The sequence below is a fragment of the Leucobacter sp. 1207-22 genome (assembly GCF_052850455.1).
In genome coordinates this window covers 680,777-704,057 of the sequence record NZ_VXCR01000001.1, presented here as the reverse complement: position 1 = coordinate 704,057, position 23,281 = coordinate 680,777, and the positions used below count along the sequence as shown (strand labels likewise).

Genomic DNA, 23,281 nt, shown 5'->3' with positions numbered 1-23,281 from the left:
GTCACCTGGGCTCAGGCAATGCTTCACGCAGTTACTCCGTTGGGGTGGTTCGTCATTGGTGTGACCGTTGTCGGCCTCATTCTTGGATCCGCATATGGTTGGGTAGAGGCTTGGTACGTTTCCCTCGTCGGCATAATTCTTCTGCTCATCGCAGGCCCGTTTCTTATCGGCAGCCGCACGTATGAGGTCGCCATCAACTTGGATAGAGACCATGTTGTGGCAGGAGGCGCCATCGAAATTGGCATCAAGGTGCATAACAACAGTGCGCGACCGGCATTTCCCGCGCTCGCAGAGCTTCCGGTCGGACCTGCGCTGCGTGAGCTCGCAATCCCATTCCTCACACCTCGGCAAGAGAAATTGCTCCCGACTTCGGTGCCGACAGTACAGCGAGGGGTGATCCCGGTTGGCCCGTTGACTATCGCACGCCGAGATCCGTTGTCCCTGCTCCGGCGCGAGGTCACCTGGGAAGATCGGAAACTCGTCCACGTACATCCGCCAACCGTGCAGCTTCCAACGAGCTCATCTGGAATGGTGAGAGACATCGAAGGCATCGCTAGTCGCCGAATTGTTGACTCAGACCTCTCGTTCTATGCCGTCCGCGAGTACGTGCCCGGTGACTCAATCCGACATATCCACTGGAAATCAACGGCACGCACCGGTAAAACGATGGTGCGACAGTATGAAGAAACTCAGACTGCTCGGGTGGCGGTGCTGTTCGATGCGATCCGTGATGAGTACGCCAATGATGAAGAATTCGAATTGGGTGTAGGGCTCGCTGCGTCACTCTCGCTGCAAGCGGTGCGTGAGGGACGCGATCGTTTCGTCGCGAGCGGCTGGGTGCCGAACGGACGTCGAGCGCGGATCGACGGCCTTGAAGAGATCCCTTCGCGTGAGGCAGTGCAGCTGATGAACGCTTGGTCTGCCTTACAACCGATGCCTGAAGCACAACCGATTGAGGTGCTCGCCAACACGCTCGCACATTCACTGCGTGACCTATCGGTTGTCATGATCGTTACAGGATCACACGTGAGCTTCGAACGGTTGCGTCGGGCTGCGATAACATTTGCGGGCGACGTACACGTACTTGCTATTCGTGCGGACATGCATGCCGATCCGCGCATGCAACGTCTCGGGGCAGTGTCACTGTTCACAGCTGGCGCGCTTGAAGACTTGCCACAACTCCTCGTGAGGAGCCTGCGATGAACCGTTCAGACGGACGCAAGGTGTGGCGTAAATCCCCTCCTGTGTGTGTAGCAGGGGCGATTGGGCTCTCGCTCGGAGTAGCAAGTGCATGGCCGATTTACGAGACGTCTTGGCTTGGCATCGTCGCGTTGAGCGCATTCGTGTTCGCGGGAATCCTCGGACTTGTGCGGGAGCGATTCGGCCTGCGCACGCCTGTATACCTCGCGCTCGCGGTGGTTACCTTCGTGGTGACTTTGGTTCCTGTCGCGCGACCACAGTCATTTACGCAAGGGCTTCTCGCGGGATTGGTTGATGGGCTTAGTGCGATCGTGCTTGGCTGGAAACAGCTGCTGACACTTTCGCTCCCCGTTGGGTCATATCAATCCGTGCTTGTTCCGGCATATGTTGTGTTCTTCGTGAGCATGCTCGCGGTAATGCGGATCGGCTTCATGCGCCCGCGACTGGCTGGGTTCGCGGTGGTCCCGATGCTCATGCCACTCGCGTTCGGAACTGTGTTTGGAAGCTCGGCCGTCAGCGCTCCTGTAGATCTTGGCATGATGACTCTCGTTGCGCCTCGCGAGATCAGCTTGTGGGTCCTTGGGGCAGTTGCATCTGCATTGTGGATCCTCTGGGTGACCGGTGCTGAACGTCGAGCAGCTCTTCGTCTCGGGCGTCAGCAGGCCGCAGACTCGGTCACGCGCACGAGTTCAAGCAGATTGTTAGCTGGCCGTGGCGGGCGCCTGTTCTTTGGCGCGGTGACTGTGATTCTCGCGTTTGGTATCGCTGCCGTGGCCGTGCAGACGGTTGACGCTGGTGCTCGCGCAGTTCCGCGTGATGCCGTAGCCCCGGAAATCGTCGTACGTAAGCAATCGAGCCCCCTCTCGACATATCGAGCTGCAAAACAGGACGAGGCGATTGATGCACCGCTGTTTTCAGTCGAGTCCGCTTCCGCTGATGGCGCGCTTCCAGATCGACTTCGTATCGCGGTGCTCGATGAATATCACGGTGTCGACTTCCATGTTGGTTCCGGTGAAGCCGGCCGATTCGCTCGACTCCCGAGCGGTAAGGCGAACGCAGACGATCCGGTAGTGCGGGTGCGAATTGATGATGCATATACGGCCATTTGGCTGCCGACTGCCGGGCTGAGCGAACCACCTTCGTTCACCGGGGCTAGGCGTGCGGATCTTGCTGACGCGCTGTATGTGAATCAAAACACAGGCACTGCAATCGTGGTGCCCGACGGTAGTGGGCTGCAAGGTGGTGACGGGTTTACCTCACACATGCAACGCACAAGTAACACGGATGTCTCGAAGTTGCCCGCCCAGCGCTCGTCACTTGTGGATCTTGAGACGATGCCAGAGCTTGACGCATGGCTGAAACGTCAGAACCAGAGTGCGACAGGTGAAGGACTCACCGAGCTCATTGAGCGATTACGAGCACGTGGGTATCTCAGCCATTCTGTCTCGCCAAGCGAGTCCGGCGCAGATGGTGTTCCTGCGAAGTGGCTCACGCGTTTGTCTGAGTCATATGGAACGAGTTTCAAACCGAGCCTTGGCGGTCACTCTCAAACACGTGTTGAGTCGCTGTTCGCAGAATTGAACTCGCAAGAGATTGCGGCAGGCGAGAACGCTGATCCTGCTGCGCTCGTCGCTGGTGTAGGCGACGATGAGCAGTTTGCCGCAGCAGCAGCCCTCATTGCACGTGCACTCGGATATGAATCACGGGTGGTCGTTGGGGTGCGTCTGAATGAGTCTGACGTGCAGGGCGTCCCTGCGTGCGAGGGACAGTGCACTGGCGAGAATCTTGCCGCCTGGATCGAGGTGCGGGGCGCTGACGGAAATTGGGCTGTGATCGACGTGACACCCCAGCTCTCGATGCTCCCGCAACTCATCGAACAAGGCGAGCAACTCCCAGAATTTCCAACTGCCGCTGAACAACGTGACGCGCACGAGGTAGATCCGCCGATCGGAACAACGGATCAGAATGAATCTGATGATTCCCGAACAGAGGAAGCCTCAAACTCTTGGCTGTGGCCGATAGTTCAAGGCATTGGGCTATTTGCAGGTGGACTCGCGTGTATTGCTGTGCCCGTCCTGTTCCTGCCCTTCGCGAAGCGATTCAGAGCGCGCAAGCGAAGAGCTGAGGCTGTGCCTGAGCTTCGCGCACTCGGTGCCTGGGCTGAACTCGTTGATCGTGAGCGAGACGCTGGCTTCGATATTGATGAGCGTCACACCCGGCCCCGAATTGCCGCTGAGATCGGTCATCCCGCCGTTATCTGGGCAGCGTCACAGGTGGACCGGGCGGTGTTTTCATCGGCTGGTATCGACAGCGAAACTGCGGACTGGATCTGGAAGGCTGTTGAAACCCACACTGAAGAAAGACGAGAAAATCTTTCGAAGCGTGAAAGGCTCAAGGAAGCGTTTGCGTTGCACTCGCTGTGGCCGTTCGGCGTGAACGGCCCGGCAGCTCGACGTAGCTCTCAGAGAAAGGCAGGGTGATGGCTGCAGCGATTCGGTTGGAGTACGGTGCCCAGACACATCCAGGCATGCGCCGCACGGTCAATGAAGATGCCTTTCTTGCCGCTGACCCTGTGTACGTCGTTGCCGATGGCATGGGCGGTCATGAGGCAGGCGATCGCGCGAGTGCCGCGGCCGTTGCCGCTTTTGACACGCTTGTTGGTAGGAACGACCTGACGTATCTCGAAATTGACGAGGCCTTGCAGAAGGCACGTCTCGCAGTACTCGAAGTTGCGGCAACTACTCAACGAGGCGGTGGCTGCACACTCACTGGTGTTGTGCGCATTATGCACACTGGTGTTCCACAATGGCACGTACTCAACATTGGCGATTCGCGTGTGTACGAGTATCTTGACGGTGAACTTCGCCAGATTACTCGTGATCATTCGTTGCGGCATGAGCTCCTTGCGCAGGGAAGCCCGCAGGCGAATCTCACCCCGCGCAATGTCATCACCCGTGCACTCGGTTCGGAGGACAGCCGGCACGATGCGTGGCTCATTCCGTTGCAAGTGGGTTCTCGTTTGCTGGTGTGTTCCGACGGGCTCACCACCGAGCTACAAGACATTGAGATTGCGGAGGCACTGTCAACGAGCCAGGAGCCAGATGTGCTCGTGTCACAGTTGATTTCGCTCGCGTGTGAACGTGGCGGGCGGGACAACATTACGGCGATCATCGTTGATACTCTCGCACTAGATCTGGCCCCAGTTGCCCCGCCTGAGACGAATGACTTTCTTGACCTCGGCGATGACACAGAAGACAACACTGCTGAACAGGATCACACGGTTCGCGTTGCTCCCGCTGATCGCTTCCGAGCAGAGGAACAACGATGACGACTCCGCCGCCTCATAGCCTGGAGAGCGACGCAGACGACTTGACGGTCGTGAGCCCGCGATCGCTTCCCACGCCAAGTCGAGCGGCAGCTCACGGAAGACCCGATCCGCACACCGATCTCCACACTGGAACACGCACCCGGGTGCGGGACCGCACCCGCACCCGGGACCGCACGCTACCGGCTGAGCGTAAGCCATGGGAACCGTCGCCCTCGGTGCTTGCCGAGGAAGCTTTGGCCAGCCAGGAGTCTGATCCTGGAAAATATCAGGCGAACGTTCTGCCGGTTGTTTATGGGGTGCGTACTGGCGACCTCGTCAGTGCTGAAGGCCTTACCGGTGCGCCGACGCTCCGTCGGGTTCCCCCTGCGCCTTCGACAGTGGGGGCGGATCCCGGATCCCAGACAGAACCTGTCGACCGGAGCAAGCTGGTCTCAATCGCGAGCCGCACACTGCGCGGCAGAGTCGTGACGATCCTCACTTTTGTGGCCGTGATTGTCGCAAGTGTGAGCGGGATCGTCGCTATTGCGCGTGTCGTAATGGGATAATCGACATCACTGGAAACTGACACAGTGGATAAGGGGCGTGAGGTTCGACATGAACGTACCGATGGTGCTGCCGATTGAGGTTGGCCAACCAGACCCCGTCGCAACGATTTCGATGGCATTCGTCGTGATTTCGGTGATCTGGTCGCTCGTGGGACTCGCGTTCTTTGTGTGGTACCTCTGGTCACTCAGCCGTTTGTTCCCACTGTTGGGGCTGCCAGCAGGCCAGGGTTGGATTCCGGTTTGGAACCAAGTACGCCTGATCTCTCGCGGAGGCTTCCCCGGCTGGATCATGGCGCTTGTGATTATTCCTGGCGTGAGCATTGTGCCATTGGTCTTCTTGTTCATGGCGATTCACCGCCTGCATAAAGAATTTGGTGCGAAGACTGCGTACATTTGGTTTGCAATCTTCCTGCCTCCCGTCTGGGCAATGGTGTTTGCGGCTCACATTGAGCAGTCAGCACTTGGCAGCAGTGCTGCCGCTCGCCCAAGCGCTAACGGCCAGATTCCAGTGAAGGCGACTGCCACCGCGGTGTCGCGTCCAGCCTCTCCAGCCCCTGTTGCTGCTCGTGCTGCCCAGGTAGCTCCAGTGCGGCCTACCGCGGCTCCTGCAGCGCCTGTCGCTCCTGCAGCGCCTGTCGCTCCTGCGGCTCCTGCAGCACCTGCTGCCCCGCCCGCGAGGCGTCAGGCCGCACCGGTGCCGCCGCAGCAGGTAACGCCTGCGGCCACTGCTGCACCTGTCCAGCCTGCAGCGCCTGTCGCCCCTTCTGCGCCAGCCGTCTCGGTTGCGCGGCAGAATCCGCCCGAAGAACCTTGGGCCGCGGTTCCGGAGGAGGCCCCACAGAACGAGGACTGGGGATTCAGTCGCACAACTGAGGAAGCCTTCCATCAACTTGCTGAAGAGGGAGCCAAAGCGGCCCCTTCGACTCCTCTCGAACCGACCGCTCCGCCTCGGCCATTCATGTGGCCGGAACCAGACTTTGCAACACCGGTGAGGCCGAAGCCGGTTGCTCCTGCTCAGCCGGTTGCTCCTGCACAGCCTGCTGCAGCCGCCGTGCCACCGGCCACAGTTGATTCGGCAGCAGTGCAGACGCCTCCCGTCGCTCCGACGCAGGAAGCACCAGCACCGATGCCAATCACACAAACTCCAGCCGCCCCGCAGACTGCTGCGTCAGCGCAGAGTTCAGCGCCAGTGCCGCCCAAGGTTGTGACGACACCTCCTGCTGGCATCGTGCCACCGGCTGAGCCTGCACCGGCATCACCGGCAGCACCTCCCGCTCCAGCTCCTGCACAAACACCAGAGCCTGCAGCGAAGGCAGCATCTGCGGTCCCATCAGTGTGGCCGATCCTGCCAGAAACGGTCGCGCCTCCCGTCGCACCCGCAGCGAATCGACTGTTCTCGACCGACGATGATGACGATGATCACACCATCGCAGTCGTGCGTGGCCCCCGCTGGGGTCTCGTGCTTGCGAACAACGAGGTACTGGTCATCCCCGGTGAGGACGTCATCATTGGGCGAAAGCCAACACCAACAGATGAGTCAGTGACAATGATCGTTGCGGATCCCACCCGTACACTCTCGAAGTCGCACGTGCGATTGGTGCGCACACAGACTGAATGGCACGTCGTCGACCTCAACTCGACGAATGGTGTTGCCACTCAAAATGCTGACGGAGCATGGGCCGAGATCGCGCCAGGTGCCCGTGTACCTGCGAGTGAGCGCATGATGTTTGGCACGCTCGAGGTGCGACTCATCCCGATCGACTAATCCAAGTTTTGATGTTGGATCCCCGCCAACGGTGCCGGCTGGGGTGTGTCGCCAATCGAGGAATAGCTCCCACCCGCTGCTTCCTACGAGCGGGCAGCGGGTGGCTCTGACGCTGTCAGATCCGCGCCCTTGCTTTCTGCGCGCCAGAACGCTCGAGCCGCAGTGAACTCAGCATCGATCTCTGCGTTGTGCTTGCGCGTGAAGAGACTGACCACAATGGCCGCGATCATCGCAAGCACGAAGGCAGGGAGTAACTCATACAGACCAGTGCCAAGCGCTTTCCAAATGAAGACCGTTGCGGTGCCGACAACCATCGCGGCGAGTGCGCCCCAGGTGGTGAGCCTACGCCAGTACAAACTCAACAGCATGACCGGGCCGAAGGCGGCGCCAAAGCCGGCCCACGCAAATGCGACGAGCGCCAGGATTGAATCGTTCGGGCTGAACGCGAGCGCGCCAGCGATCAGCGCGATCAACAACACACCAAGGCGACCGAAGTTGAGCAGCACCTTTTCGCTCGGAGCTGGCTTGCGGATGAGTCGGTAGATGTCTTCCACGATTGCAGACGAGCACACCAGCAGCTGGCTCGAGAGCGTGCTCATGATCGCAGCGAGCACTGCAGCCAGTACGAGACCAGCGACCAGGGGATGCAGCAGCGTCTGAGCGAGCAACAGGACGATGGTTTCTGGGTTGGCAGGTGCGCCACCAAACGTGTCGAAGTATGCGATTCCGACGAGTCCTGCCGACAATGCGCCAGCGAGTGACAAGAACTGCCAGCTCGTGCCAATCAGACGGGCACTCCGAGCTTCAGCGGGGGAGCGCAGCGCCATGAATCGGATGACGATGTGTGGTTGCCCGAAGTAGCCAAGACCCCACGCCAGGCCAGAAAGCACCACAAGAACGACGGCGCCGGTGGAGAGGTCTGATCCGCCAAAGATTGAGAGGTTGCCGGGACTTACGGACTGCACGATCGTTGCCGTCTCACCGAGACCGCCAATATTGATGATCGCGATGACGGGAACGACGATGAGAGCCGTGACCATCATGAGTCCTTGGACGACGTCGGTCAGCGACGCCCCAAGGAAGCCTCCGAAGAGTGTGTAAACGAGTGTCACGGCCGTGATGAGTAGCACGCCGGTGACGTAGTTGCCGCCGAACGCGCTCTCAAAGAACACGCCACCGGCAACGATGCCGGATGATGCGTAGAGGGTGAAGAACACCAGAATGATCGCGCTAGAGACGATCCGGAGCAGATGAGTCTTGTCACGCAACCTGTTCTCAAAATAGCTGGGAATCGTGATTGAGTTCTTTGCCACCTCACTGTATGCGCGAAGACGCGGCGCAACGAGACGCCAGTTGAGGTACGAGCCGATGAGGAGGCCAACTGCGATCCACCCCTCGATAAGGCCGGTCGCGTAAATCGCGCCGGGCAGACCCATGATGAGCCAGCCAGACATGTCAGACGCTCCTGCGCTCAGCGCGGCCACCCAAGAGGGCAGGCCGCGGCCTGCAAGCATGTATCCCTCGTGGCTGTTCGTGCGCCGGAATGCCAGGAATCCGATGAAGAGCAGCACCGCGAAGTACGCACCAAGCGCAATGTAGAGGAACAGCTGATCCGACAAACGGATTCCTTTCGTCGAGCGGGAAGGCCAGAAAACTCAGCTACAACTCTATTCCCCACAGGAAAAATGGCTGCTCCCTTGTGCGCCATCACATTTCTCAGCGGGTTTCCGGTTTGACCACGGACAATGAGTGAACCCGTGCAGGGCTCAATAGGGCGCTATGCAGTGAGACACGCCCGTCAATTGAGCTGTGCGTCCCTCTCTGACTGCAGGCGTAATGTGTGAACTGCAACGAAGCCAACCGGAATCTCGAGGAGAGTGACCGTATGAAGACGATCAGCTACAACCTGCGCAAGAACCGTGCTGCCTGCGAGCTGCACGAATTGGTTGACGCGCACGATGCTGACGTACTCTGCCTACAGGAAGCCGATGCGATGGCTTTGCCTGAACGCCTCGGCAAGCTCAAACTCGTACACGCAACCGAGAAGAACCGTCTTGGTCTTGCAATGTATGTCGACAGTGAGCGCTTCCACGTGCGTGAGTCGCGCACGTTCCAGCTCAAGAAGTCAATGCACGACCGTGTGCTTGCGCCAGCTCACGAGCGTCTGCTCGGCGTGCACATGCATGACTATGAACGCGATTCAGATGTGGTTGCCGCGTCATTCCATGCTGCGCCGCTGACCGCACTGAACTCGCTGCGTCGGAGTCAGATCCACGCCGCCCTTGCTCAGCTGCGCACGTTTGGTCATGGTCTGCCCGTGCTGATGGTTGGTGACTACAACTACCCGGTATTTAAGAAGCGCCTCGATGCTGAGATGCGTGACACTGGCTACAACTTGAACCTCAGTGACAAGCGCACGTACACGCGGTACGGCATGTTCCGTGGCCACTTCGATTTCGCGACTTCACAGGGATTTGACGTCGCAAGCGTGCAAACCCTTGGGCGAGGCATCTCTGATCATCTGCCAATCATGGTGACGTCGCTCATTAACGAGCCCGTCGTCTACACGGCCGCACCCGAACGCAAGCTGGAGCTCATCTAGCAGAAACACACAACTACCTCGGGTGGCTGGTACGCCGCGCTTCCGCGGTGACTCAGCCGCCCGCGGTAGTTGTGTGTTTCAGGCCTTAGCTTTGGACGTCAGCGATCCCGAGCCGTGCCGGAATGTCTGCGACGGACGCGATGACCTCAGCAGTACGCGGTGCTGAATCGCACAGATCCGCGAAGTCGGTGGGACGAAGCTCACCGGTCAAGACGCCAAAAGTGAGCGCGGCACCAGAATTGATGCCGGCCTGCACGTCGACGAGTGTGTCGCCCGCTGCAAGCACAGATGAGACGTCGTGAACTCCGGTGGCCTCCATCGCACGTTGGATCATGTACGGGGCGGGACGGCCTTCAGCAACCTCATCGCCGCACACAAGCGCATCGACGACGACCGCGCTCGCTGCGGGAGCTTCAGGGCCAACGCCCCATGCGATCGCGTCGAGAATGCCGGTCGCGATGTCGCGTGAGAATCCGGTAGTCAGTGCCACTTTGATCCCTGCCGCGCGCAACTGGGAGATCGCAGTCGCGATACCGGGGAGTGGCGTCGGAGGCTGCGCGGTGTACTTCTCGGTCAATAGGGCGCTGAAGCGATCGTATGCGCGTGACACACGATCCGCTGGCATCTCTGGGTCACCGCCACCGAGCTCGATGAGCGCGGTGATCGCTGCGCGCTTCTCTGTGCCCATCCAAGTTTGGAGGTCGGCTGGGGCAACCGATACACCGGTCTCCTCGACTGCCTCGCGGAGCGCGTCATAGACAGCTCCGCCGTCGTTGATAGTGGTTCCTGCCATGTCGAATACGGCGAGGGTAATCATTCTGAAGTGCTCCTTATGACGGTGAACGATTGCGTAGGTGAAGTGTTAGGCGGCACTGTGCCTGGTGAATGCGGTGCGGTGTTCTGCGCTGTTTTCGATGACGAACGTCGCCATCGCGGGGAGATACCGGTCGTCGGCGGTCTCGATGATCCTGCCGAGTCCGTCGTACGCGATGCGGCGAACTCGAAGCAGGGGAGAGCCCGGGGCGACACTGAGCTGTTCACACTCGAGCGGAGGAGCCGCGATTGCGTCGATCGTGTGTCTGGCGCGGATCGGCACCACACCCTGCTGCAGGAGATGCTGGTAGATGCTGCCAGCGTTGAGGTCGGCGGTCAGGAGGGTGTGTCCGATCGCGTACGGATATACCGAACGCTCAAGCATGGCTGGCTTGTCATTGAGGAGCCGCACACGGGTGATTTCAACGATGACGTCGCCTGCATCGATTTGCAGTTCGCGCGCGATGTCGTCTGGTGCGGGGCGCGGATCCTGCGTCACGACGCGCTGCCCGGGGGTCAGCCCGAGCTCTCGTGCCCACTCGGTGAATGACAAGAACGTGTCAAACGATTGCGTTGGAGCGGTGCGTTGTACGCGAGGTGGGGCGCCCCTGCGGCCGATGATCATGCCTTCTGAACGCAGTGCCGCAAGTGCTTGCCGGACCGGACCGCGCGACGTGCCAAATTCTGCAACGAGTGCCTTCTCACTCGGCACACGGTCGCCCGGCTGCCAGATGCCTGCGCGAATGCGTCTGGCCATCTCGTCGTACAGCTGCGCATGCAGTGGTGATCGGTCATCCATGGCTGTCAGCATATGAGTTGTATGTACTAGTTTTCGGGTCTAACCAGTGACGCAATGGTGAACGAATAGTGACGGTTTTCTGGCCGAAAATGACCACGGTGAACGCCTTGCGAACAGACCCGAAAAAAGTTGTCATGACTACTTTTCGGCGCGCATCATCGAAACATGATCACCACGCACCAGCCGGAACACGTCGTCATTGTCGGCGCCGGCATCATTGGCCTCGGCCACGCAGTTGCTGCGCTTGACGCGGGCTACCGCGTCACCGTTCTTGAGCAGGATCACGCTGCGGTCCTCGCAAGTGTCCGAAACTTCGGCCATGTGTGCGCCTCAGTGCAGGCAGGGGAGCTCGGTGAGCTCGCCCAGGAGAGCCTGCCGATCTGGAGCGGCCTTGCTGAGCGTGCGGGCGTCGAAGCACGCCGCTCGGGAACCCTCGCAGTTGCGCGCACCGAAGCCGAAGAAGCCGTATTGCAGGAACTCATCGCCGAACGTGCTCCAGAAGGAGCGCGCCTCCTCACCGGGGCGGAAGTGAGCGACCAGTTGCGGCTGGACCGTTCAGCGCTGCGGCCGGTGCACCTCGCTGGCGCGTTGCTGCCGAGTGATGTGACCGCTGATCCGCGCACAGCTGTTGCGCGCATCGCGGCCTGGGTCGCGGCCCACGAACGTGGCGCTGTGCAGTTCGGTACGACCGTATTTGGGGCGGATCACGGTGCAGCGCACGTTACGGTCGCGACCAATCAGGGTGACATCGTCGCCGACCGCATCGTCATCGCGGCCGGACACCTGGTTGGCCGCTTGTTCCCAGAGCTCGCTGAACAGCATGCGGTGCGCGAGTGCGTGCTGCAGATGACGCGAGTGCGAGCACCACACAACATGGACTTTGGCCCGGCCGTGCTCACTGGAACATCCATGCTCCGGTACGGCGCGTTTGCGGGTCCTGCCGCTGATGCACTGCGAGCTGAGATGCAGAAGAATCGCCGCGACCTCATCGAGATCGATGCAAACGCGATGTTCACTCAGCAGGCAGACGGGACGCTCCTGGTCGGTGACTCGCACGAGAGCCATACCTCGGCACCACCGTTTATGCGCGAAGCGTGGACGGAGCTCCTCCTTGCCGAAGCAGCGCATGTACTCGGTGCACCGCGACTTGAGGTGATCGAGCGGTGGCAGGGCATCTATGCCACGAGTTCGAAGCAAGACATTTTGCGCGCGACACCCGCACCGGGTATCGACGTTGTCTCGCTGACGACCGGTGTCGGCATGACCGTCGGACTCGGCCTTGGCGCTCGCACCGTTGCGAGCTGGGGCTAGGCCTGGCGCCGGTCCCACTGGGAGCCACGACGCGGCACTTGGCCATTAACACTTACTTATCAACTTTCCGTTTTACTCACTGACCAACAACTCCCAAGGAGAATCGTGAAGAAAATTACTCTTGCTGCGACCGCGGCACTCACCCTGCTCGGTCTTGGCCTGACGGGCTGCTCGGCGGCCGGCGAAGATCAGACGAGCGCTGAATCGGTGACCTGCCCTGGCGGACAGATCCGTTTCGGAGTGCTGCCCTATGAGGATCCTGAAGCACTCGAGCCTGCATATCGTCTTCTCGCAGATGCGCTCTCCGAGAAGCTTGATTGCCCGGTAGAGGTACAGATCACCGAGGACTACGCGGCTGAAGTGCTCGCGATGGAAAATGACCAGCTCGAAATCGCGCAGTTCGGCCCGCTCGGCTTCGTCTTCGCAAATGAGCGTGCAGGTGCAACCGCACTCGCCTCATTCGGTGACGCAGAGGGACAGCCGACCACTTACACCGGTGGTATCTGGGTGCCGAAGGACTCGCCGGTTAAGACGATCGAGGATCTCAAGGGTAAGACCCTTGCACTCGGTAGCCCCGGTTCAACCTCGGGTGATGCGCTGCCGATGTCGGCACTGGTCGACGCAGGCGTCGACGCTGATGTGCAGTGGGACTACGCAGGCGGCCACCCCGAGGCGCTCCTCGCGCTCGTGAACGGCACCGTTGATGCCGCACAGATCAACTCGCAGACCCTCGCTACTGCAACCGAGGCTGGCACCTTTGACCCCGCGGGCTACCGCCAGGTGTGGGAGTCGGAAGAGATCCCGAACGATCCGGTCACCGTGCGCAGCAACCTGCCCCAGGAGTTCCAGGACGCAGTGAAGGACGCCCTGCTCGGACTCGATTCGGCCGATGTCGCAAAGGTGAGCAAGTTCCTCGGTGTCGACCCCGCGGGCCCCATGATCGAGGTCTCGAACGACACCTACCAGCCGCTCTTCGACCTTGCGAAGACGATGAACCTCACTGAGAAGGACGTATAACCCGTGAGTCTCGCCGCACCCCACGCGACCGGTATCGCCACAGTGTCTGGCACCGCATCGCTTTCGACCGCTGAGGCAGCAGGCGCGATGAGCGCAGGCGCACACGGCGCAGCAGAGGTTCTCCTCGACGTGCAGGCCATTTCGAAGAGTTTCGGCGATCGCGTCGTACTCCAAGACATGAGCATGCGCGTGCACGCAGGTGAAGTGGTGGCTTTCCTCGGAGCCAACGGTTCTGGAAAGTCCACCACCCTCCGCGCGGTCAACGGCCTCATCGAGGCCGACTCTGGCGATATCGAAATCGCTGGGGTGCGGCTCCACGAGGCGAGCGCACAGCGTCGTGCTGATGCACGCCGTACCGCTGCCACGGTCTTCCAGAAGATCCACCTCGTGCAGCGCCGAACCGTGCTGCAGAATGTGTGCGCTGGCGGTCTCGCTCGGGTCCCGCAGTGGCGGTCTGTGCCCGCGCTGTTCCCACAAGACCTCAAGCGCGAAGCAATGGTCTGCCTGGAACGTGTGGGATTGGCGGATCGCGCACACGACCGCGCTGGCAGTCTCTCTGGCGGTCAGCAACAGCGAGTAGCTATTGCACGCGCACTCTGCCAGCGCCCGCGAATGATCCTTGCAGATGAACCAGTGTCTGCGCTCGACCCGAAGGCAGCGGACGACGTCATGTCGCTGCTGCACGAACTCGCTGTCGAAGAAGGCCTCGGCGTCGCAGCAGTGCTGCACCAGCCGCAGCTAGCCCGCAAGTACGCGCACCGCGTTATCGGTCTGCGTGACGGCTCGCTCGTCTTCGACAAGCCCACCGACACCATCGACGATGCCGAACTCGCATCGCTCTACATCTAAGGATTCCCGTGCTGACTAACGCACCTGAGCAGCCAGTGCCCGCCGCTGCCGTATCCGATGTGCCTGTCGATGGCGCCCTTGCAGGGCCCACCGGCGGCAAGAACAGCGACGGGCGCGCTCGCCGCATGGACGTGCCTCGTGATCCGCGCACGGCAGGCCGAGCCACCTCGTGGGTGACCCTTGCGGTCGTGTTGCTTGCGCTGCATTGGTTCGCGTTCCAAGCGACCGACTTTAGAGTCGACGCGCTCGTGACCGGCGCGAACGGAATGGCTCGCTTCATTAGCGAAGCGTTCCCGCCCGACATGAGCTCAGAAACCCTGTTGAAGGGCATCGAAGGGGCACTGACGACGCTCTGGATCGGTCTCCTGGGTACGACCCTTTCGGTGCCGTTCGCGCTCCTGCTTGCTGTCTTTGCGGCTCGCACGACCACTCCGAATGCCTTCACCTTCCAGGTGGCACGTGGCATCCTGTCGTTCTTCCGTGCGGTGCCAGACATCGTCTTCGCGCTGATCTTCGTCACCGCGGTTGGTCTCGGACCGTTCGCAGGCGTGCTCGCGCTCATCTGTCACAACACCGGCGTCATGGGCAAGCTCTGGGCAGAAGCGATGGAAGACATCGATCCAGGACCAGAACAGGCGCTTCGCACAGCTGGTGCTTCGCGTTGGCAGGTCGTTTCGAACGCAACTATCCCAGGTGTGCTGCCGCAGCTCACCGGCCTGCTGCTGTACCGCTTCGACGTGAATGTGCGTTCGTCGCTCGTGCTCGGTCTCGTCGGTGCCGGTGGCATCGGCCTCCTCATCAACAAGGCGATCAAAACCTTCCAGTTCAACGAGATGTTGACTTACCTCATCATCATCCTCATCGTGATTGTGGCGGTAGACCTGCTGTCGGGTTGGATTCGAAAGCGGCTGCAGCAGTAGCTTCGTGGACGTCGATTCCGAACAGAGTCGCGAGGGCCAGCGCCGCATCGTCGCTGCGACCCTCGCGTCCGAGTGTGCGGATCCGCGTCATCGGCTCGTGCAGTAATTTTCCGGTGAAGCGCCGCAACGCGGTGGCAGCCTGATCGGACTTGCAGATCTCTTCTTCGAGGATCGCTGCAACGTGTGTTCGCAAGGCGAGCAACGCTGGCACGGTGTCTCGTTCTGCTTGTGACGCGTGAAACTCGGCAGCTGCGGCTCGCACAATCTCGCGGGCCTCTGTCTCTGCGCTCAGCTCTTCAACTGGCGCATGCTGTGCGATGGTTTCGAGGTCGAGTAGGGAAACCCCAGGAAGCTGCGCGACCGCCGGATCAATGTTACGGGGCATACCGAGGTCGATGAGCAGGAGCTCCTGGCCATCCGGGCGTGCTGACTGAGACTGATCCGCCGAGTACGGGGCCGCCGCAAGAAGCTGCGCCGTGAGCACTGGCTCTTCTGCCCGTGTGCAGGCGACGACGAGGTCGGCATCGGCGATCGCGGCCGCAAGATCTTCCTGCGCTACTGCGGCAAGCTGGTGCTGTTCGGCATATTCGTGAGCGCGACCAGATGGCGAATAGACGCGAATGGACTCAGCACCTCGTGCTCTCAGCGCCGCAACAGAGGCGCCAGCGTATGCACCGGTGCCGATGAGGAGCACATTCGCGCGTTCCCAATCTGGGATGCGGGCCTCTGCGATCCGCAACGCAAGACGTACGAGGGAACGGCCGCTCGTACGAATATCGGTGCGATGGCCAACCTCGCGCGACGTTCGGGTGGCGTTGCGAAAGAGATGCTCAAGATCGTGCGTCAAAGTGCCGTGCTCGCGTGCGGCATCGTGTGCACGGCGCACCTGGCCAGCGATTTCGCTTTCGCCGACAACCGCCGACCGCAACCCAGCTGCAACCTCGAAGAGGTGCTCGACGGTGCCGTGTCCAGAGCTTGCCCGCACCACCTCGCCCAAGTCAGCCACGGGAACTTCTGCCGCCTGCGCAATGCGTGCAACGAGCGGATCTGCGATCCAGTCATCGGGCGAAGCGGCAAGATCCGCGTACACCTCGAAACGATTACAGGTTGCGAGCACGACGGTTCCCCGGGTGAGTGCCGGGTCGGCAAGTTCTGACGCGATGGCTTCGTGTCGCAACGAGAGACGTTCGAGCAGTCCGAATGGCGCGCGATCGAGCGGAAATGACAGAGAAATAAGCATGTAGGGCGAGATTTCAGGCTGGTGGTCAAGGATCAGAGATAAGCAAATCATCACTTTCTGTGTACATCTGATCTAATACATCAGACGTGGGTATTAGTATCTGGTGCGATGAATGCACTATCGACAACCCACCCCTTGGTTTCGGGCCGCACGAGCGGTTCGCCGTTGATCCGCGCCCTGCGCGGTGACCGCCCAGAGCGCGTGCCCGTGTGGTTTATGCGGCAGGCCGGTCGCTCGCTTCCTGAGTATCGCGCACTGCGTGCCGAACACCGCATGCTCGATGCGTGCCTCAATCCTGAACTTGCAGCCGAAATCACCCTGCAGCCCGTGCGCAGGCACGGTGTAGATGCGGCGGTGTTCTTCAGCGACATCGTTGTCCCGTTGCTGCTTGCGGGTGTCGACGTCGACCTTGTCGCTGGCACGGGGCCGGTGTTTGCGCAGCCGATTCGTACGGCGGCAGATGTGGCTCGTGTTCGTGCGGAGCACTCGCCTGAACGCCTGCGTGCCGCACTTGATCCGATTCGTGAGGCGGTTGCGCTGACCGTCGCCGAGCTGGGTGACGTGCCGCTCATCGGATTTGCGGGTGCGCCGTTCACCCTCGCGGCGTACCTCGTGGAGGGTCGGCCATCGCGGGAGCACTTGCGAGCTCGTACGCTCATGCATGCTGATCCCACGGTGTGGGCAGCGCTGCTCGATTGGGCAGCTGATTTGAGTGCGGTGTTCCTCGAAGCGCAAGTTGAGGCTGGCGCGAGCGCGGTGCAGTTGTTTGACTCGTGGGCTGGCTCGTTGAGTGTTGCTGACTACCGCTCGGCGGTTGCGCCAGCGTCTGAGCGCGCGCTGTCGCTTGTGCGCGCGATGACCGCTGGCGACGCGACGGTCCCGGTGATCCACTTTGCAGTAGGGTCGGGGCACCTCCTCGAAGCGCTTGCAGAGGTTGGTCCAGACGCGGTGGGCGTCGACTGGCGGATCCCCCTCGACGAAGCGAGCGCTCGCCTCGGCGACGCGTTCCCGCTGCAGGGCAACCTTGACCCAGCGTTCCTCGCGGCTGGGCCCGCTGCGCTTGAGGCGCACCTGGCCGAGGTGCTGACCCGCGGCGAGCGCGCTCCTGCTCATGTGTTGAACCTTGGGCACGGGGTGCCGCCAGAAACCGACCCTGCGGTGCTCACACGGATCGTTGAGCTTACGCATGCCTGGCGTTCCTGAGATGCATGCCTTCCGTGCTGCGAACGCACCGTCTGTGGCGGTCGTTGGTGGCGGCATCGCCGGTCTCGTGGCCGCGTGGGAACTCGCCAGTGCTGGTGTCGGTGTGACGCTGTTCGAGCGTGAGCCGACCCTGGGCGGGCGTATCGCGAGCGCAATGCTTGCGGGGCATCGTGCTGATCTCGGTGCTGAGGCCTTCGCCACCAGGGGTGGCGGAGTGCGAGCGTTGCTCACAGAACTGGGAATCGCTGATGAGATTGTGTCGCCTGCGGCTCTTGGGTCGTGGGTGTTCTCGGGCGGTCACGCAATGCGGTTGCCTGCAGGCGGTGCGGCCGGTATTCCCGCCGTGCCCCTGTCTCGCGAATCGCGCAGCGTGCTGGGGTGGGCAGGGGCACTGCGTGCTTCGGTTGAGCGTGTGTGGCCGATCCGCACCCGTGTGACTGGGGATACCTCGCTTGCAGAGCTTGTGCGCGGGCAGCTGGGGCAGCGGGTGCTTGACCGGCTCGTGCGTCCGGTGTGCCTGGGGGTGTACTCGCGGGAGCCTGAATTGATGCAGGTTGACGCGATCCCGGGGCTGCGGGCTGCGTATGCGCGCACCGGAGGCCTGGTGCGTGCCGCGCGTGAGCTGCGTGAGTCTGTGAAGTCGGCGGGTGGTGCGGTGGCGGCGCTTCCCGGTGGCATGTTCAGGCTCATCGATGTGTTGGAGGCTGAGCTGGACCGTCTCGGGGTGAAGATACGCACCGGTGTGACGGTTGCCTCGGTTGCGGGTGCGGATCGCGACCGTCACACACTTCTGGACGAGCAGGGCGAGTGCCTCGCGGAGGTTGACGGTGTCGTGATTGCTGCGCCTGGAACCGTGGCGGGCGCGTTGCTTGATCGTGGTGAACGCGGGCCGGTGCCGACCGCACGTGATTCCCTGGTTGAGGTCGTCGCGATCGCGCTCACGGATGCGCGCTTGGATGCCGCTCCGCGTGGAACTGGCGTGCTTGTCGCCCCAACTGCTGAGCGATCGGTGCGGGCCAAAGCACTGACCCACGTCACGGCGAAGTGGCCAGATCGTGCGGCGCAACGCGGTGCCGGTGAGCACGTCCTGCGGCTTTCGTATGGTCGTGCTGGTGCTGCACCAGACACCCTTGGAATGTCTGATGCCGAAGTGCGTTCGCTTGCGTTGCGGGATGCTTCGGCGCTGCTCGGAGTGGCATTGACTGACGCGTCAATTCATGCATGCGTTCGGCAGCAATGGCATGCCGGGCAACAGCCGAGCGGAACGATCGAAACGCCGCCACGCATTGTTGTCGCTGGTGACTGGGTACACGGCACCGGTCTTGCCTCAGTCATCCCTGGCGCGCGCACGGTTGCGCGCGACCTCATCTCTACTTTGCAGAACCTCCACACAGAAAGCACGGCGCAATGAGCTCCAACACCGTCACCCGCGCTTCAGGCCCCGTCGCCGCAGCTCCCAACCGTATTCGAGTGGGAACCAGGGGGAGCGCCCTCGCTGTGACCCAAACCACCACAGTTGCCGAAACCATTGCCGAGGTCACTGGGTGTGAGGTGGTGCTGGTCACCATCAAGACGCACGGCGATGTATCGCGAGCCCCCCTTGCGCAGCTCGGCGGCACGGGAGTGTTTGTGAGTGCCCTTCGTGACGCACTCCTCGCTGGAGAGTGTGATGTTGCGGTGCACTCGCTCAAGGACTTGCCGACCGGTCCGTGCGAAGGAATCACACTCGGTGCGGTGCCTGAACGCGCGGATTCACGTGATGCGCTTTGTGCACGCGACGACCTCACCTTTGCGACGTTGCCTGCTGGCTCACTCGTGGGAACCGGATCTCCTCGCCGCACCGCGCAGCTGCTCGCGCGCAGACCTGACCTGCGGGTCACTGACCTTCGTGGGAACGTCGATACCAGGCTCGGTCGTGTTGGCGCCGATCTTGATGCGGTCGTACTTGCGTGCGCGGGACTTGACCGGCTGGGGCGTGCTGACGCGATCTCGCAGCGCTTCTCGCTCATCGTCGCGCCAGCGGCTCCCGGCCAGGGCGCGCTCGCGGTGGAAGTGCGTACCGCTGACCTCGCAGAGCCTGCGTTGCGCCGGGCGCTCGAGGCGCTCAACAACTCCGAGGCGCGAGCTGAGTCGCTCGCCGAACGCGCGCTGCTTGGCGTGCTCGGGGCGGGGTGCGCAGCCCCCGTGGGAGCGTCCGCGTGCGTGACTGATGGTCGACTCGAACTCACTGCTGCCGTGTATTCCGAGGACGGCAGTGATCACGTCACGGTCACCGCGCACGAGCAGTGGGACGCAGGGAACGCGGATCGATCCGCCGCCTACAATCACAGCCTCGCAGATGCGGTGCCTGTCTGGCTGGGGGAGCGGGTCGCGCGCGAGCTCATCGATCGCGGCGCCCTAACGGTCGCGCCAGCAGGCACGCTCGGCGTGACGGGGCCGTACGATCCCGCATTGCAGGGCGTCGCGTGAGTGCGCCGCTTGCTGGTATCCGTGTGCTCGTTCCTCGCGGCTTGACAGACGGCGCTCCCATCGCTGAGCGCGTGCGCGAGCTTGGTGGGGAACCCATATGCGTACCGTTGCTCACAGCCGAGGCGCCGACAGGAGAGGACGCCGAAGCGTTCACTCATGCCGTAACTCGTTGGAACGCCGGGCAGTACGACTGGGCTGCGCTGACGAGCGCGCGCGGAGCCGAAGCCTTTGTACTGGCCGGTGCACTGCCGCACGTCGGTGCGCGGATCGCCGCCGTCGGCCCAGTGACTGCTGCTGTGCTGCGTGACGCCGGGTTCGAGGTGGAGGTCATGCCAGAGACATTCACCGGAGCGGCGCTCGGCGACGCGCTCGTTGCTGTGCTTGATGACCGGTCTGGCGATGCAGGTGCCAGGGCTCGAGTGCTCCTGCCGCTCTCGGACATCGCGGCACCCACTGTCGAGCGAGCGTTGCTCACAGCGGGTCACCGCCCAGAGCGGGTGACCGCATATCGCACGGTTGCCCTGCCAGCGACTCCAGTAGAGGATGCTGCGCTCGCCGCCACGGTCGACGCGGTGCTCGTACTCAGTGGCTCTGGCGCACGAGCGACACTGGCGCGGTTTCCTTGGCTTTCTACCGATGTTCGATTCGTGGCGATTGGTCAGCCGACGGCGACTGAGCTTGAACGGCTTGGGCGATCCGCCCCCATTACTGCAACTATCCACAGCGGCACGGGCACGGTTGACGCGCTCGCCGCTTCGTACTTGACTCACACCACTCACCCATCTCAAGGAGTAACCGCATGACTCACCACACCGTACCGATGCAGCGCCCGCGGCGACTGCGATCGACGCCAGCAATGCGACAACTTGCTGCAGAGACCCGGCTGCACTCTCGCGATCTCGTGCTGCCGATGTTCGTGCGCGAAGGCATCACCGAGCCGCGTGCGATCTCATCTATGCCTGGGGTGGTGCAGCACACGATGGACTCGCTCCGCGCAGCGGTAGTCGATGCGGCTGAAGCAGGGCTCGGGGGCGTTATGCTCTTCGGCATCCCCGAACACCGCGATGCGATGGGAAGCGCGGCGACTGACCCAGCTGGTGTGCTCAATGCTGCAACACGTGCAGTGGCAGCAGAGGTGGGTGATGCGCTCGTCGTGCAGACTGACCTGTGCCTCGATGAGTTCACCGACCATGGGCATTGTGGGGTGCTTGCAGGCGACGGAGCTGTAGATAATGACGCGACGCTCAAGCGGTATCAAGACATGGCGCTCGCGCAGGCGGCATCAGGTGCACAATTGCTCGGGCTCTCGGGAATGATGGACGGTCAGGTTGCTGCTGTGCGATCCGCGCTCGATGAACAGGGATACACCGACACCGCGATCCTTGCGTACTCCGCAAAGTACGCATCGGCGTTCTACGGCCCCTTCCGAGAAGCCGTTGACTCGCAGCTCACCGGCGACCGACGCACCTACCAAATGGACCCGGGCAATCGACGCGAGGGGCTCCGCGAAGCAACGCTTGACATGGCTGAAGGCGCAGACGCTGTCATGGTCAAGCCAGCTATGAGCTATCTTGATGTGCTCGCCGATGTTGCAGCGGTGAGCACGGTTCCCGTTTGGGCCTACCAAGTATCGGGTGAGGCCGCGATGATCGAAGCCGCGGCGGCAAACGGCTGGATTGACCGCGAAGCGGCAATTACCGAGTCGCTGATCGGTATTCGACGTGCGGGGGCTGATGCCATCCTCAGCTACTTCGCTACTGAGGTTGCGGGGTGGCTGCGATGAACAACGCACACCAGTCGGGCATCGGTGTACCTGCCGTGAGTAACGCCTCCCTTGCCGCGCGAGCGGCACGCGCCATTCCCGGCGGCGTGAATTCCCCAGTTCGCGGGTTTGGCTCTGTCGGTGGCACGCCGCGCTTCATGGTGAGTGGGCAGGGCTGGCGGATGACCGATGCAGAAGGCACAGAATACGTGGATCTCATCGGTGTATGGGGCCCAGCACTCTTGGGACATGCGTTCCCCGAAGTAATCGACGCCGTGACGCGAACCGCAGCGCAGGGACTCGGCTTCGGCACGTCTGTCCCTGCCGAAGCAGAACTTGCTGAAGAGATCATGCAGCGCATGCCAGAAGTTGAGCGAGTGCGCCTCGTATCGACAGGCACTGAGGCAACAATGACCGCGATCCGTATCGCGCGTGCAGCGACCAATCGTCCACTCATCATCAAATTCGCAGGGCACTACCACGGGCACTCAGACGGACTACTGGCAGCCGCAGGTTCTGGGCTCGCCACTTTCGGGCTCCCCGGCTCTGCTGGAGTCACCGCAGAGATCGCTGCGCAAACCCTCGTGCTTCCGTACAACGACCTCACGGCGATCGAGGCAGCATTTGCTGCGCACTCCGGCGAGATCGCTGCAATCATCACCGAGTCCGCTGCTGCAAACATGGGCATTGTGCCACCGGCGCCCGGGTTCACTGCAGGGCTGCTACGCATCGCGCATGAACATGGTGCGCTCGTCATCACCGACGAGGTACTCACCGGGTTTCGGGCAAGTGCCGCTGGGTACTGGGGTATCGAACGAACAGACATGGTCCCAGGGCAACGCCCAGACCTGTTCACGTTCGGAAAAGTCATTGGCGGTGGCCTCCCACTCGCGGCACTCGGCGGTCGCGCTGAGCTTATGGACCTGCTTGCCCCGCTGGGGCCGGTCTACCAAGGCGGCACCCTGTCAGGAAACCCGGTCGCGGTAGCTGCTGGCCTGGCAACAATGCGCGCAGCAGATGCTGGGGCATATACGCAGCTCAACTGGTTTGCTGACGCACTCGCACGTGAAACTACTTCCGCGCTCGCCGCAGCTGGGGTCGCGCATCGGGTGCAGCGCGCGGGAACACTCATGAGCGTGCTGTTTGGTGACTTTGACACACCGCCGAGCGGCTATGACGAGGTGCTCCGTCAAGACACTGACCAGTACCGAGCGTTCTTCCACGCCATGCTTGACGGCGGAGTGCACTTGCCACCGAGCCCCTTCGAGACCTGGTTTGTCAGCGCAGCGCATGATGCGGTGGCACTCGACCGCATTGTTGCTGCATTGCCAGCAGCAGCGCGGGCAGCGGCAGCTGCAACTTCGTAGGCGGCAACTTCGTAGGCGGCAACTTCGAGGGCGACAGCCGCGGGGGAATAAGTCGCTGGGGAGTAAGCCGCTGAGGCGTGAGCCGCCGAGG

At 61.9% G+C, this 23,281-nt stretch carries 20 protein-coding genes; 16 read left to right on the top strand and 4 right to left on the bottom strand.

All coding sequences use genetic code 11. From position 1 onward, the window contains the following. Positions 1-18: 18 nt before the first annotated feature. The 5 genes from FW756_RS03130 to FW756_RS03110 are packed head-to-tail and all read left to right on the top strand — an operon-like array spanning position 19 to position 6,838. Positions 19-1,203 (top strand): DUF58 domain-containing protein, encoded by a 1,185-nt coding sequence (locus FW756_RS03130; protein ID WP_446428717.1) that lies wholly within the window; start codon positions 19-21, stop codon positions 1,201-1,203. After that, entirely contained in the window at positions 1,200-3,680 is a 2,481-nt protein-coding gene (locus tag FW756_RS03125) for a DUF3488 domain-containing protein (RefSeq protein WP_446428716.1), read from the top strand. The genes FW756_RS03130 and FW756_RS03125 overlap by 4 nt, the downstream gene beginning before the upstream one ends. Further along, positions 3,680-4,528, top strand: a complete 849-nt coding sequence (locus tag FW756_RS03120) for a PP2C family protein-serine/threonine phosphatase (protein ID WP_446428715.1) — start codon at positions 3,680-3,682, stop codon at positions 4,526-4,528. The genes FW756_RS03125 and FW756_RS03120 overlap by 1 nt, the downstream gene beginning before the upstream one ends. Further along, positions 4,525-5,073: a hypothetical protein gene (locus tag FW756_RS03115; protein WP_446428714.1), complete on the top strand. Its 549-nt coding sequence runs from the start codon at positions 4,525-4,527 to the stop codon at positions 5,071-5,073. Before FW756_RS03120 ends, FW756_RS03115 begins: the two co-directional genes overlap by 4 nt. Before the next feature lie 49 nt (positions 5,074-5,122). After that, entirely contained in the window at positions 5,123-6,838 is a 1,716-nt protein-coding gene (locus FW756_RS03110; protein ID WP_446428713.1) for a DUF5684 domain-containing protein, read from the top strand. 83 nt (positions 6,839-6,921) lie between these two features. On the opposite strand, the gene putP is transcribed toward FW756_RS03110, so the two are convergent. Then, entirely contained in the window at positions 6,922-8,457 is a 1,536-nt protein-coding gene (gene putP / locus FW756_RS03105) for a sodium/proline symporter PutP (RefSeq protein ID WP_446428712.1), read from the bottom strand. Between the two features lie 266 nt (positions 8,458-8,723). Here putP and FW756_RS03100 point away from each other — a divergent pair, with 266 nt between their 5' ends. Further along, positions 8,724-9,440, top strand: coding sequence for an endonuclease/exonuclease/phosphatase family protein (locus FW756_RS03100; protein ID WP_446428711.1), 717 nt, complete (start codon positions 8,724-8,726; stop codon positions 9,438-9,440). Between the two features lie 85 nt (positions 9,441-9,525). Here the strand turns inward: FW756_RS03100 and FW756_RS03095 are convergent, their stop codons facing one another. Together FW756_RS03095 and FW756_RS03090 are read right to left on the bottom strand one after the other, a co-directional pair. Further along, positions 9,526-10,257, bottom strand: a complete 732-nt coding sequence (locus FW756_RS03095) for a phosphonatase-like hydrolase (protein ID WP_446428710.1) — start codon at positions 10,255-10,257, stop codon at positions 9,526-9,528. Positions 10,258-10,302: 45 nt separating this feature from the next. Then, positions 10,303-11,052 carry a GntR family transcriptional regulator gene (locus FW756_RS03090; RefSeq protein WP_446428709.1) on the bottom strand — a complete coding sequence of 250 codons (750 nt, stop codon included), beginning with the start codon at positions 11,050-11,052 and terminating at the stop codon, positions 10,303-10,305. A gap of 165 nt (positions 11,053-11,217) precedes the next feature. On the opposite strand from FW756_RS03090, the gene FW756_RS03085 reads away from it, so the two are divergent. From FW756_RS03085 to phnE, 4 genes are all read left to right on the top strand, one after another. Continuing rightward, a complete protein-coding gene (locus FW756_RS03085; protein ID WP_446428708.1) occupies positions 11,218-12,363 on the top strand; it encodes a TIGR03364 family FAD-dependent oxidoreductase in 1,146 nt (381 codons plus the stop codon). A gap of 105 nt (positions 12,364-12,468) precedes the next feature. Then, on the top strand, positions 12,469-13,380 hold the full coding sequence (locus tag FW756_RS03080) for a phosphate/phosphite/phosphonate ABC transporter substrate-binding protein (protein WP_446428707.1): 912 nt from the start codon (positions 12,469-12,471) through the stop codon (positions 13,378-13,380). Positions 13,381-13,383: 3 nt separating this feature from the next. Then, positions 13,384-14,229 carry a phosphonate ABC transporter ATP-binding protein gene (locus FW756_RS03075; RefSeq protein ID WP_446428706.1) on the top strand — a complete coding sequence of 282 codons (846 nt, stop codon included), beginning with the start codon at positions 13,384-13,386 and terminating at the stop codon, positions 14,227-14,229. 8 nt (positions 14,230-14,237) lie between these two features. Next, positions 14,238-15,149: a phosphonate ABC transporter, permease protein PhnE gene (gene phnE, locus FW756_RS03070; protein ID WP_446428705.1), complete on the top strand. Its 912-nt coding sequence runs from the start codon at positions 14,238-14,240 to the stop codon at positions 15,147-15,149. Here phnE and FW756_RS03065 read toward each other — a convergent pair. Further along, entirely contained in the window at positions 15,088-16,440 is a 1,353-nt protein-coding gene (locus tag FW756_RS03065; RefSeq protein WP_446428704.1) for a glutamyl-tRNA reductase, read from the bottom strand. The genes phnE and FW756_RS03065 overlap by 62 nt on opposite strands. A 57-nt stretch (positions 16,441-16,497) precedes the next feature. On the opposite strand from FW756_RS03065, the gene hemE reads away from it, so the two are divergent. From hemE to hemL, 6 genes are read left to right on the top strand one after another with little or no spacing between them, the layout of a single operon-like run. Continuing rightward, on the top strand, positions 16,498-17,592 hold the full coding sequence (gene hemE, locus FW756_RS03060; protein WP_446428703.1) for a uroporphyrinogen decarboxylase: 1,095 nt from the start codon (positions 16,498-16,500) through the stop codon (positions 17,590-17,592). After that, entirely contained in the window at positions 17,576-19,003 is a 1,428-nt protein-coding gene (locus FW756_RS03055; RefSeq protein WP_446428702.1) for a protoporphyrinogen/coproporphyrinogen oxidase, read from the top strand. The genes hemE and FW756_RS03055 overlap by 17 nt, the downstream gene beginning before the upstream one ends. Then, positions 19,000-20,061: a hydroxymethylbilane synthase gene (hemC, locus tag FW756_RS03050; protein WP_446428701.1), complete on the top strand. Its 1,062-nt coding sequence runs from the start codon at positions 19,000-19,002 to the stop codon at positions 20,059-20,061. The genes FW756_RS03055 and hemC overlap by 4 nt, the downstream gene beginning before the upstream one ends. Beyond that, positions 20,058-20,864, top strand: coding sequence for a uroporphyrinogen-III synthase (locus FW756_RS03045; protein ID WP_446428700.1), 807 nt, complete (start codon positions 20,058-20,060; stop codon positions 20,862-20,864). Before hemC ends, FW756_RS03045 begins: the two co-directional genes overlap by 4 nt. Continuing rightward, positions 20,861-21,844, top strand: a complete 984-nt coding sequence (hemB, locus tag FW756_RS03040) for a porphobilinogen synthase (RefSeq protein ID WP_446428699.1) — start codon at positions 20,861-20,863, stop codon at positions 21,842-21,844. Before FW756_RS03045 ends, hemB begins: the two co-directional genes overlap by 4 nt. Further along, complete coding sequence (gene hemL, locus FW756_RS03035) at positions 21,841-23,190, top strand: glutamate-1-semialdehyde 2,1-aminomutase (RefSeq protein WP_446428698.1); 1,350 nt, start codon at positions 21,841-21,843, stop codon at positions 23,188-23,190. Before hemB ends, hemL begins: the two co-directional genes overlap by 4 nt. The last annotated feature ends 91 nt before the right edge of the window (positions 23,191-23,281 follow it).

Coding starts and splice junctions, on each gene's coding strand:
- hemL (WP_446428698.1), top strand. CDS start 21,841: ATGAACAACGCACACCAGTCGGGCATCGGTGTACCTGCCGTGAGTAAC.
- hemB (WP_446428699.1), top strand. CDS start 20,861: ATGACTCACCACACCGTACCGATGCAGCGCCCGCGGCGACTGCGATCG.
- FW756_RS03115 (WP_446428714.1), top strand. CDS start 4,525: ATGACGACTCCGCCGCCTCATAGCCTGGAGAGCGACGCAGACGACTTG.
- FW756_RS03095 (WP_446428710.1), bottom strand. CDS start 10,257: ATGATTACCCTCGCCGTATTCGACATGGCAGGAACCACTATCAACGAC.
- FW756_RS03085 (WP_446428708.1), top strand. CDS start 11,218: ATGATCACCACGCACCAGCCGGAACACGTCGTCATTGTCGGCGCCGGC.
- hemE (WP_446428703.1), top strand. CDS start 16,498: ATGAATGCACTATCGACAACCCACCCCTTGGTTTCGGGCCGCACGAGC.
- FW756_RS03130 (WP_446428717.1), top strand. CDS start 19: ATGCTTCACGCAGTTACTCCGTTGGGGTGGTTCGTCATTGGTGTGACC.
- FW756_RS03120 (WP_446428715.1), top strand. CDS start 3,680: ATGGCTGCAGCGATTCGGTTGGAGTACGGTGCCCAGACACATCCAGGC.
- FW756_RS03110 (WP_446428713.1), top strand. CDS start 5,123: ATGAACGTACCGATGGTGCTGCCGATTGAGGTTGGCCAACCAGACCCC.
- FW756_RS03125 (WP_446428716.1), top strand. CDS start 1,200: ATGAACCGTTCAGACGGACGCAAGGTGTGGCGTAAATCCCCTCCTGTG.
- FW756_RS03065 (WP_446428704.1), bottom strand. CDS start 16,440: ATGATTTGCTTATCTCTGATCCTTGACCACCAGCCTGAAATCTCGCCC.
- hemC (WP_446428701.1), top strand. CDS start 19,000: ATGAGCTCCAACACCGTCACCCGCGCTTCAGGCCCCGTCGCCGCAGCT.
- FW756_RS03100 (WP_446428711.1), top strand. CDS start 8,724: ATGAAGACGATCAGCTACAACCTGCGCAAGAACCGTGCTGCCTGCGAG.
- FW756_RS03055 (WP_446428702.1), top strand. CDS start 17,576: ATGCCTGGCGTTCCTGAGATGCATGCCTTCCGTGCTGCGAACGCACCG.
- FW756_RS03090 (WP_446428709.1), bottom strand. CDS start 11,052: ATGGATGACCGATCACCACTGCATGCGCAGCTGTACGACGAGATGGCC.